This is a genomic window from Pseudomonas sp. Pmew2, assembly GCF_058129885.1.
Map to the genome: position 1 here is coordinate 4,676,695 of NZ_CM176702.1, position 10,686 is coordinate 4,687,380.

Sequence of the window (10,686 nt, forward strand, 5' to 3'; positions counted from 1 at the left end):
GGCATGGGCCGCCTGACGCACAGTGCGCCAGGCGGCCCGGCAGCGGACGTGGCTGCTTACTCGGCGCCCCGCACCTGTGCTTCCAGTTCGGACTTGAGACCGGGCTCCAGTTTCAACTGGCGCGCCAGCTCATCGAGATAGGCGCGCTCCATGAAATGCTCTTCATCCACCAGCATGACACTGGCAATATACATTTCCGCCGCCATTTCAGGCGTGGTCGCGGCGCGAGCCACTTCTGCCGGGTAGCGGTTTGTTCAGCTCGGCCTGAAGCCATTGCTGAAGCGCCTGATCGCTGTTCAATTTGCTGAACTCGCCCTCGATCAGTTCTCGCTCACGCTCATCCACATGACCATCGGCTTTTGCAGCGGCGACCAGGGCACGCAGGATGGCCTGGCTGTGCTGCTCGGCTTCAGCCTCGGGCAAGCGATCAATGGTTTGCGGCTCACGCTGACCAACGAGGCCCTGACTGGACTGCCAGTTGTTATAGGCCTTATAGGCCAGTACGCCCAATGCCGCCAAGCCTCCGTAAGTCAGCACCTTACCGCCCATACTGCGCGACCGTTTGCCGCGCAGAAGGCTCATGGCACCTGCAGCCAGCGCACCGCCACCGGCGCCGGACAGCAGACCGCCAAGACCGCTCTGGGAGGTCCCTTGGCCTTTACCGCCGCCGAGCAGGCTGCCCAGACCATTGATCAATGAATCGCTGCCCGAAGACTGCTTGCCGGATTTGCCGTTAGCCTTGTCCTGCAACATGCTTTGTCCGGATTTGAGCAACTGATCGAGTAAGCCACGCGTATTCACAGAAAGCCTCCTACAAGGTTTGTCACATGAGTGATTGACCAATAAGTTGACAGGAAGTCACTGACTCAAGATTCCCGGTGTGCTTCCGGATGTTACGATTCCCGACCAGCCCCATTCATCCAATCATTCCCGATATCAGCGAAACACGTGCAACGCGCGGCTCTGATAAGGGGTCAATAGTGGAGCAGTCGGTACGAAAAGCAGTTAAAAAGACTGCTCGTCCAGATCGATCAACCTTAAGTACACCCATATGAACGCAAGACGCATACCGTCAGGAGCTTGCCTGAAGTGATATCGCCCACTGGTTTCCCGACAGCTAACGGCACGGCTGCCGGGATTATCCGATCAAAGGACTGGAGCCAGACACCACTCGGACCCATCGAGCATTGGCCGGTATCGCTGAAAAACACCCTGAATCTGATTCTGAATTCGCCGGAATCGATGTATCTGCTCTGGGGACCGGAGCTGGTGTTTTTCCATAATGATGCTTATACCCCCATCCTCGGCCCGCGTAAGGATAACGCCATTGGCGCGCTTATTCCGGACCTCTGGGCTGATGTGTGGGATCAGGTCGCGCCACTGGTCATCGATGCATACGCCGGCAAGCCGTGCCATTACAAGGACATGCCGCTGAGCATGGCGCGCTATGGTGAGGTCGAGCAGACATGGTGGTCATTCTCCTTCTCGCCGGTGATCGACGAGCAAGGGATGATCGTTGGCATGTTTTGCATCACCAACGAAACCACCGAGCATGTCCTCAGTCAGCAAGCGTTGCAGGACAGTGAGCGCGAACGCCTGAAACTGATCGAGGATCTGGTAAATCTGGAACGGCGGCAGACCGCCAGGCTGGCACAGCGGACCCTGGAGCTGGATACATTCTGGGAGATTTCCCCGGATCCGCTGGCGATACTCGATTTCAACGGCATTTTCCTGCGGGTGAACCCAGCCTGGACAGTACTGCTGGGCCACACTGAACAAGAGCTGCTGGGCAGCTCGATCATGAGCCTGCTGCATCCCGATGATGTGCGTAATACCGAGGATGCCCTGAAACACACCATCAATCATGTTTTGCCGCTGTTCGAGAATCGCTACCGGCATGTGGACGGGACCTATCACTGGTTCGGCTGGACCGCTGCGCCAGGCAATGGAATCATTTTTGCGCTGGGCAAGCATCTGACCCACGAGAAAGATCGCATCGAAGCATTGCGTATTGCCGAAGAAGCACTGATTCAAGCGCAGAAAATGGAAGCGGTCGGGCAGTTGACCGGCGGTTTGGCACATGACTTCAACAATCTGCTGATGGGCGTGACCGGCAACATGGAGTTGCTCCTGTCGAGGATCAGACAGGAGCGCTTCACGGAGCTGGATCGCTATATCAATGCAGCACTGGAGGGCTCAAGACGTGCAGCCTCCCTGACGCACCGCCTGCTGGCATTCTCGCGCCGTCAGACACTGGCCCCCAAGGCGACGGATATCGACCTTCTGGTGGGGGGCATGGATGAACTGATCCGGCGTACCGTGGGCCCTGCCATCGATATGCAGGTCATTGCTTCACGAGGGCTGTGGTCGACCCTGGTGGACCCGCATCAGTTGGAAAACTCGCTGCTCAATTTATGTATCAACGCCAAGGACGCCATGCCCGACGGCGGGCAGCTGCTGATTCAGACCGGCAACCGTCATCTGAATGCAGCCGCAGCGGCGAGGTATCAGTTGCCCGCAGGTCGTTACGTGGAGTTATGCGTCAGCGATACAGGCACGGGCATGGACAAAGATGTCATGGCACGGGCCTTCGATCCGTTCTTCACCACCAAACCGTTAGGCATGGGGACGGGCCTGGGGCTGTCGATGATTTACGGCTTTGCACGGCAGTCCGGAGGCGGCGTCAACATCACCTCAAACGTTGGAGAGGGCTCGAAAGTCTGCATCCTGCTGCCGATGCATGAAGGTGAGCCTGAAGCGGTGGCACTTGAGGACAGCCCTTTACAAGTACCCGCACCTGGCATCAGCGATGAAACCATTCTGGTCGTTGATGACGAGCCCGCTGTGCGCCTGCTGATTGCCGAGTTGCTTGAAGACCTTGGCTATACCATTTTGCAGGCCGAGCGAGGTGCCGATGCTCTGACCATTCTGCAGTCCAAAGCGGCTATCGACCTGTTGATTACCGACGTCGGTCTGCCAGGCGGCATGAACGGTCGTCAGGTCGCAGACGCCGCCCGGGATGTTCGGCCCGACCTGAAAATACTGTTTGTGACCGGCTATGCTGAAAACGCGGCGCTGGCCCACGATACGCTTGAACCTGGCATGCATGTACTGCCCAAGCCTTTTGCCATTGCCGAACTGATCGGACGCGTCACCGAACTGCTGGAAGGCGAATAAAAATGAGCGCCCTGCGGCGCTCACTTATTGGCTGCTTCCTTTCGTAAACCGAACGGGCATCAATCCCGCAGATCAGACTCATGAATCGGCTGATCCCGATGTGTGGCGCGTTGGTACTGTGCGGGCCAGGTCGCCAGACGCCCGCCCAGGTCTTCATCGGCACGCAGCGGCCAGTACGGATCACGCAGCAACTCACGCGCAAGCAGGATGATATCGGCCTGCCCGGTACGCAGAATATGCTCTGCCTGGGCCGGATCAGTAATCATGCCTACCGTCCCTGTAGCGATTTCGGACTCTTTGCGAACCCGTTCGGCAAAACGCGTCTGGTAGCCGGGGCCAACCGGAATTTCTGCGTTGGCTGACGTGCCGCCCGACGACACATCGATCAGGTCGGTACCCAGCGCCTTCAGACGGCGCGCCAACTCTACCGTTTCATCGGCGTTCCAGCCGTCTTCCACCCAGTCGGTGGCGGACACGCGAACGAACAACGGCAGCTCTTCAGGCCACACTGCGCGCACCGCTTGGGTGACTTGCAGCGTCAGGCGAATGCGGTTCTCGAATGAACCACCGTATTGGTCAGTGCGCTGGTTGCTCAATGGCGACAGGAACTGGTGCAGCAGATAACCGTGGGCCGCGTGAATTTCTACCACCTTGAAGCCTGCGGTCAGGGCGCGCCGTGCGGAATCGACAAACGCCTTGATCAGTTCCTGAATCTGCGTTTCGCTCAGTTGCACAGGCGCCGTGTGCTGCGGATCAAAAGCAATTGCCGAAGGCCCGACCGGAGTCCAGCCGCCTTCATTGAGGGAAATGCTGCCGTGCTTGCCAAGCCACGGGCGCCAGGTGCTGGCCTTGCGACCGGCGTGCGCCAGCTGGATGCCAGCCACCGCACCCTGAGCATTGATAAAGCGGGTAATGCGTTGCAGCGGCTCGATCTGTTCATCATTCCAAAGCCCCAGGTCTTCGGGGGTTATGCGGCCGTCCGGCGTCACAGCCATCGCTTCAGTGATGACCAGGCCGGCGCCGCCAACTGCTCGGCTTCCCAGATGAACCAGATGCCAGTCGTTGGCCAGGCCGTCGACACTGGAATACTGGCACATCGGCGAGACTGCGATACGGTTGCGAAGGGTCAATTGGCGCAGGGTGTAGGGTTCAAGCAGCAGGCTCATGGCAACCTCTCGTAATGAAAAATCAGGTGTCCAGGCCCCGTTCATTCAATGAACAGGTTTTGCAGACAGTCTGTTGTCGACAACCCGGTAGCGAGAGGGGTTCCTGCTGATTGTCAGCGTGGCGCGATGTGCACCACCATCAACTGCACGGTTTCGTTGCCACGAAACTCGTTGAGGTCCAGTTTGTAGGCCAGTTCGACCCAGCGAATGTTGGGGTTGGGCCAGATGTCGCGGTCGACGCCGAACGCAATGCCATCGAGCTTGACGCTGCCGCACTCGGTCTTGAGCACCATCTTCAAGTGACGCTCGCCCACCACCCGCTGTTCGACAAGCTGGAATATGCCGTGGAACAAGGGCTCGGGGAAGTGCTGTCCCCAGGGACCGGCGTTGCGCAGTGCGCGGGCCAGTTCCAGATGGAATTCCTCGACGGCCAGCGAACCGTCAGACAGCAGACGTCCGGTCAAGTCCTGCTCGTCGAGCTGACGACGCACTTCCAGGTCGAACGCTTCGGCAAACGCCGGGAAATTCTCTTCAGGCAGCGAGAGACCTGCCGCCATGGCGTGGCCGCCGAACTTGCTGATCAGATGCGGATGACTGGCCGCCACAGCGTCCAGCGCATCGCGAATGTGAAACCCCGGCACCGAGCGAGCCGAGCCTTTGAGCACGCCCTCCGCGGCACTGGCGAACGCGATGGTAGGTCGGTGGTAGCGCTCCTTGAGGCGCGAGGCCAGGATACCGATGACACCCTGATGCCATTCGGCATCGAACAGGCACAGGCCGAACGGCATGGACTCCAGCGGCAGGTCCTTGAGCTGCGCGAGCGCTTCACGCTGCATGCCCTGCTCAATGGATTTGCGATCCTGGTTCAATTCGTCCAGTTGCACGGCCATTTCTCGCGCCAGTGTCGGGTCGTCGCAGAGCAGGCATTCAATGCCCAGGCTCATATCGTCCAGGCGCCCCGCCGCGTTCAGGCGTGGCCCGATAATAAACCCCAGATCAGTAGAGGTGATGCGCGAAGACTCACGCCGTGCAACCTCAAGAATCGCGCGCAGCCCGGGCCGGGCACGGCCAGCACGAATACGCATCAGGCCTTGGTGCACCAGAATGCGGTTGTTGGCGTCGAGCGGCACGACATCGGCCACGCTGCCCAGCGCGACCAGGTCCAGAAGCTCACCCAGGTTGGGCTGGGCACGCTGGTTGCTCTCGAACCAGCCGGTGTCCCGCAAACGCGCACGCAAGGCCATCAACACATAGAAAATAACCCCGACACCGGCCAGCGATTTGCTGGGAAAGGTACAGCCTGGCTGGTTGGGGTTGACGATGGCGTCTGCCGCCGGAAGCTCGTGACCCGGCAAATGGTGGTCGGTGACCAGTACCTGCAAGCCTGCCGCCTTGGCAGCGGCCACACCCTCGACGCTCGAAATGCCGTTATCCACGGTGATCAATAGCTGAGGCTCGCGCTGCAACGCCACTTCGACGATTTCCGGCGTCAGGCCATAACCGTACTCAAAACGGTTAGGCACCAGATAATCGACGTGCGCCGCGCCCAGCAGGCGCAGCCCCAGAACACCCACGGTGCTGGCAGTCGCACCGTCGGCATCGAAATCACCGACAATCAGCATACGCTGACCCTCCTGCAGCGCCGTTACCAGCAGATCTACCGCAGCATCGATTCCCTTGAGTTGCTGATAAGGGATCAACCGCGTCAGGCTTTTGTCCAGCTCGGCCTCGCAGGCCACGCCCCTTGCAGCATAAAGACGAGTGAGCAAGGGCGGCAGGTCGCCGAGAAACGGCAAGGTATCAGGCAATAGACGGGGTTCGATGCGCATGCGGGTCAGCTGATTCTCTTTGCAGTGTCGATGAATGTTTTTTCGATCGGAACCGGCGGCTGTCAGCCGCGTTCGCCCGCAAGCCATTGCAACTGGACTTCATGCTGGCCACGGTCGTCGGTGACGAACACCGTTCCTTCACTGATCATCACATCCCACTTGATGACCCGCGGCATATCCTTGGCCAGCACTTCCAGCACGTCCTGTGGGACGGCGGCAATATTGACGTTTTTCAGGTTCTTGATCGCCGGGATGACCTTGCCTTCCCAAACGCGCAAGCTGCCGTAGGCAAGCAGGCTGGTGCGTTCGGTGCGACGCGAGCACCAGGTCAGGCGGTCGGCATCCGGCTGTCCGACTTCAATCCAGTGCAGAACCCGATCATCCAGGCTTTTTTCCCACAGTGCGGGTTCGTCCACATCAGACAGGCCGCGACCGAACGACAATTGTTCGTTGTACCAGAAGGCATAGGCCAGCAGGCGCACGGTCATGCGTTCTTCAGTTTCCGAAGGATGGCGGGCAATGGTCTGTTTGACGCTCTCATACACTCCGCGATCGAGGTCGGTGAGGTTGAGTTCGAATTTGTAGGTCGTGGACGGCTGGGCCATGAACGGGCTTCTAGAGTCTGGAGGTAAGACGGCAAGTCTAACCGATGCCGGGCCTGTGAACGAACTTGCTCGCGCAGGGGATGCAATTGCTACTGCTTGCGGGCTATACAAAAATCGATAGCCTGAAACAAAATTCTGATACAGATTGGCTTTATAGACGATCTGCTCCGAGTACCTGGATCCCGGCAAGGGACTGCCGAAGCACTTGAATGTGACGCCACAGGCGCAGCGCCACTCAAAGAGCTGCCACTCTACTCCAGTTTGCTGAATCTTTTTCGAGGATGAAACCAGCGAATGTCCCTTCCTGCCTCGTACTGCACAGCGGCTCGATTGATGCTCGCCCTGTCGCTGGCTGCCCTGTCATGCGCCAGCCAGGCAAGGGAGACATTGACCTGGCTGATGCGCGACATACCACCTTCGACGATTTTTTCCGGAGTCATGCGCGGGCAAGGTGCTATTGATCAGCTCATGCCTTTGTTAACTGCGCGAATGCCCGAATACGATCACGTGCTAATGCGCGTCAATCGTGCCAGGGGCCTGCAGATGCTTAACGACGCCACGTATCTGAGTTGTGATCCCACGATGCTGTGGACTGAGGAGCGAGCCAGAACCCTGCTCTTCTCCATACCGATCGGCGCCATATTCAGCAGCGGCCTGATTGTACGCAAGGAAGACATGTCGACGTTCGAGCCGTATGTCGAGGACGGAAAAATCGACTTCGCGGCGCTTATGGCCACCCGGGCGATCAAATTGGGCATAGTCGCCGAACGCAGCTATGGCGAACTGATCGACCATACGCTGCAAGGTGTCAACGAAGATGCGCTGGTGCTCCATTACGGTAACGATGCCACCGGCAGCCTTCTGCAAATGGAACGCCTGGGGCGCCTGCAAGCCTTTATCAGTTTCTGGCCGGAAGCACGCTATCAGGCCATGCAACAAGGTATCAGGCCGGATGAACTGGCCTTCTTGCCGATCATGGGCAACCCCGCCTACCAATTCGTCTATATCAGTTGCAGCAACTCACCTGAAGGCAAAAAAGCCCTCGCACAGATCAACCGCGAGATGCGTACGTTGCGCGAAAGCAGCCTGATGGGCTTTTACGCGCGGTGGCTGGACCCCGAGCAACGGGCAAGCTACCTGGAAGACGTCAAAGCGCTGTTCGAGAAGAACTGACCACCTAAAAGAAACCCCGGGCAGAGGGGGACCTGCCCGGGGTAAACATGACCATGATGGTCAGTACGCCAACCTTCGATCACCGGAGCACAATGATCAAACCTGACGTAATGGATAGGAGTGCGACGAGCGCGTCAGGTTCCGACATCGTTGACGCGAGTCAGATAACTGTTAAGCAACTGTTAAGCAAAAGACGGAGTGCCGACAAACGTTCGGCTGATTGCAGCATTGCGCATCGCGGCAATGACGCAGGGTTCGATTCGACCTTCGGCGACCATCAAATCCCGGCGCAGGCCGTCTACCACGTCGGTGAGCTGACGCTTGTCGCTCAGTTGATCAGCGCCGAATGTACGCTCGATCACACAGACGCCCGCTTTATCCTTAAGAGTAACCAGACGTTCGCCCCGAGTACCCGCCGGGCCAATAGTGGCCTGATAAGGAGCCAGCGCTTCGCTTAGCAGTAAGCTGATATTTTCCATCCGGATCACCACTCAACAGTTTGAATGCAAAGGTGCTAACCAATGACCGTCGGCGACAGCAGAAAGTTCTTTCTATCGCCTGATCACAGCACCGGTCTGTCATTTCGAGCATGCCTGTTGAATGTGACAAGGAAAAAACCGGAGGCCAATGGCGACAGGAAGTGGGCTTGTAGGAAAACTCAACATAATTACGCTACGCCTCCTACAAGGTGCCTATGCTATTGATCACTGCGTTAAACAACGCTGTCGTCTGTAATACCAGTCAGCCTTTTTGATGGAGCCACACCTTGAGCGATTCCACTGATCGCCCGTTGCGCGTCATCGTGGCTGATGACCACCCTATTTTTCTCATCGGCCTGCGTGTCGTACTGGAACAGGACGATCTGGCTACCGTTGTCGCCGAAGCCTGTAATCCGGATGAACTGCTACAGGTACTCGCGCGCCATCCCTGCGATGTGCTGGTGACTGATTTCATGATGCCGGTCGAACTGCAGAACGATGGCTTGCGTCTTTTGCAGCGCATACACCGGGATTTTCCGGCATTGCCGGTGATCGTTGTAACAACACTGAGCAATGCCGGACTTTTTCAGTCCATGCTGGACCTTAACGTGCGGGGCCTGTTGAGCAAGGCCAGCCTTGCCGGAGAATTGCCAGCTGCCATCAGGGGCGTGCAGCGCGGTGAGTTTTTTGTCGCCGATTCCGTGCGCAGGGTGCTGATAGAAGCGCGTCAGTACGGCCCTGACGCGCTGTTGCCGGCAGAAAAATTGTCGCCCAGGGAGCTGGAGGTGTTACGCCTGCTCTCGGCCGGTCATACCGTCGGCCAGATCGCTGCGCAGCTCAATCGCAGCAAACAGACTGTCAGCGCACAGAAAGTCGCGGCCATGCGCAAGCTCGGTCTGGCCAACGACGCGGCACTGTTCATTTATTTGCAGGAAAGCGGCATGTCCTGAGGCCGGCCGTCTGTCAGCATGGCCTGCAGATGAGACTCGCGCTCGGCGGCCCAGCGCACCAACTCTGATGAAGGCATCGGACGCGCAATGAAATAACCCTGAATGGCCGGGTTGCCCAATGCCAGCAGGCTGTGAAAGTCGTCAATCGTTTCGACCCCCTCCACCACTACCGACATGGACAGCCGCTGTGCCATGAGCATGGCTCCAGCCACCACTGCAGACTTGCGCGCATCGTCGGCCATGCCACGTACAAACTCGGTCGGTATCTTCAACTCGCTGAAGGGCAACTGCAGGAGCCTGTCGATGTTCGAAGCGCCCATGCCAAAGTCATCGATAGACAATTTGCAGCCCTGCATGCATAACCTCAACAGGCCCTCCATCTGCCAGGTTTCCGGGCGGGCGGCATCCTGTTCGAGAATCTCCAGGGTCAGCGCAGTTGCCGGCACGCTGTGACGGGTGAGCGCCTGCATGATCTGCCCGGCGAAATCCGCCTGTTGCAGCACTTGCGGGTCGATATTGACCGCAACCGAGAGTACTTCGCCCTGCTCGCGCATGAACTGTGCAGAGAACTGCAGGGCCTGATCCAGCATACGCCAGGTCAACGCAACGGTCAGTTCCTCAGCTTCGATGGCGTCCATGAATCGTCCGGGAGCCAGCAAGCCATGTGTGGGGTGCTGCCAGCGGACCAGCGCCTCGACACCCAGCAACTTGCCCTGCAGATTCACCTTGGGTTGAAAATAGGCAATCCACTGTTCGGCAACAGACGCAACGTCTATGGGCATATTGTCTTTCGGATCAAACAACTCCACGGCAGACAGTGCCCCGAACGCACGCTTTACCGGTGACTGTGGTGCACTCCCGGCACGGCCTGGCCCGTACGCCTCAAGCAGGTCATGGAGTACAGCAGCCGAAGCAGGTTTTTGCACATACCCCAACACTTCCAAGCCTTGGCTGAGCGCCAGCTGCGCAACACCTTCCAGCACGCAGGCAGCTGAACTGCTGACAATGATCAGAGCCCTCGCCAACCCGTTTTCGGCCATAAAGCGGATCAGCTCAAGGCCGTCGGGGCCGTCCATCTGCAAGTCACAGATAGCAATGTCGACAGGACCACGGCTTTGCAGGGAAAGCCTGGCAACCTCAACGCTCTCGGCAGCCAGCACATCGAACACCTGATTGGCGTTGAGCATCTGGTGCAGAGCCATCAGCTGGAAAGGATGGTCTTCGAGAATCAGAACCTTGAGTGAGTGCACGGTCACGCCTACGGGAGTCAGAGCCAGCGGCTCAGGGGAACACTTACTGTAGCTCCT

Annotated in this window: 8 protein-coding genes and 1 pseudogene; 3 read left to right on the plus strand and 6 right to left on the minus strand. The window is 58.4% G+C overall.

Features of this window, described 5'->3' with window-relative positions:
* Positions 1-56: 56 nt before the first annotated feature.
* Positions 57-801 (minus strand): annotated as a pseudogene (locus AC4ANK_RS21585) (tellurite resistance TerB family protein).
* A gap of 288 nt (positions 802-1,089) precedes the next feature.
* On the opposite strand from AC4ANK_RS21585, the gene AC4ANK_RS21590 reads away from it, so the two are divergent.
* Positions 1,090-3,177 (plus strand): hybrid sensor histidine kinase/response regulator, encoded by a 2,088-nt coding sequence (locus AC4ANK_RS21590; protein WP_002554771.1) that lies wholly within the window; start codon positions 1,090-1,092, stop codon positions 3,175-3,177.
* 59 nt (positions 3,178-3,236) lie between these two features.
* Here the strand turns inward: AC4ANK_RS21590 and AC4ANK_RS21595 are convergent, their stop codons facing one another.
* The 3 genes from AC4ANK_RS21595 to AC4ANK_RS21605 all read right to left on the minus strand — a co-directional run bounded on the left by AC4ANK_RS21595 (position 3,237) and on the right by AC4ANK_RS21605 (position 6,777).
* Positions 3,237-4,343 carry an NADH:flavin oxidoreductase/NADH oxidase gene (locus AC4ANK_RS21595; protein WP_002554772.1) on the minus strand — a complete coding sequence of 369 codons (1,107 nt, stop codon included), beginning with the start codon at positions 4,341-4,343 and terminating at the stop codon, positions 3,237-3,239.
* 113 nt (positions 4,344-4,456) lie between these two features.
* Positions 4,457-6,172: a single-stranded-DNA-specific exonuclease RecJ gene (gene recJ / locus AC4ANK_RS21600; RefSeq protein ID WP_002554773.1), complete on the minus strand. Its 1,716-nt coding sequence runs from the start codon at positions 6,170-6,172 to the stop codon at positions 4,457-4,459.
* Between the two features lie 62 nt (positions 6,173-6,234).
* The gene (locus AC4ANK_RS21605) at positions 6,235-6,777 is read right to left on the minus strand and encodes a YaeQ family protein (RefSeq protein WP_002554774.1); all 543 of its coding nucleotides are present in this window, start codon (positions 6,775-6,777) and stop codon (positions 6,235-6,237) included.
* Between the two features lie 333 nt (positions 6,778-7,110).
* On the opposite strand from AC4ANK_RS21605, the gene AC4ANK_RS21610 reads away from it, so the two are divergent.
* Positions 7,111-7,950, plus strand: coding sequence for a TIGR02285 family protein (locus tag AC4ANK_RS21610; protein ID WP_032074451.1), 840 nt, complete (start codon positions 7,111-7,113; stop codon positions 7,948-7,950).
* A 182-nt stretch (positions 7,951-8,132) separates the two neighbouring features.
* Here the strand turns inward: AC4ANK_RS21610 and AC4ANK_RS21615 are convergent, their stop codons facing one another.
* Complete coding sequence (locus AC4ANK_RS21615) at positions 8,133-8,429, minus strand: DUF3509 domain-containing protein (RefSeq protein WP_002554776.1); 297 nt, start codon at positions 8,427-8,429, stop codon at positions 8,133-8,135.
* Positions 8,430-8,716: 287 nt separating this feature from the next.
* Between AC4ANK_RS21615 and AC4ANK_RS21620 the strand changes: the two genes are divergently transcribed.
* Positions 8,717-9,379 carry a response regulator gene (locus AC4ANK_RS21620; protein WP_002552531.1) on the plus strand — a complete coding sequence of 221 codons (663 nt, stop codon included), beginning with the start codon at positions 8,717-8,719 and terminating at the stop codon, positions 9,377-9,379.
* Here AC4ANK_RS21620 and AC4ANK_RS21625 read toward each other — a convergent pair.
* On the minus strand, positions 9,352-10,629 hold the full coding sequence (locus AC4ANK_RS21625) for an EAL domain-containing response regulator (RefSeq protein ID WP_002552530.1): 1,278 nt from the start codon (positions 10,627-10,629) through the stop codon (positions 9,352-9,354). The genes AC4ANK_RS21620 and AC4ANK_RS21625 overlap by 28 nt on opposite strands.
* Between the last annotated feature and the right edge of the window lie 57 nt (positions 10,630-10,686).

Coding starts and splice junctions, on each gene's coding strand:
- AC4ANK_RS21610 (WP_032074451.1), top strand. CDS start 7,111: ATGCTCGCCCTGTCGCTGGCTGCCCTGTCATGCGCCAGCCAGGCAAGG.
- AC4ANK_RS21595 (WP_002554772.1), bottom strand. CDS start 4,343: ATGAGCCTGCTGCTTGAACCCTACACCCTGCGCCAATTGACCCTTCGC.
- recJ (WP_002554773.1), bottom strand. CDS start 6,172: ATGCGCATCGAACCCCGTCTATTGCCTGATACCTTGCCGTTTCTCGGC.
- AC4ANK_RS21605 (WP_002554774.1), bottom strand. CDS start 6,777: ATGGCCCAGCCGTCCACGACCTACAAATTCGAACTCAACCTCACCGAC.
- AC4ANK_RS21615 (WP_002554776.1), bottom strand. CDS start 8,429: ATGGAAAATATCAGCTTACTGCTAAGCGAAGCGCTGGCTCCTTATCAG.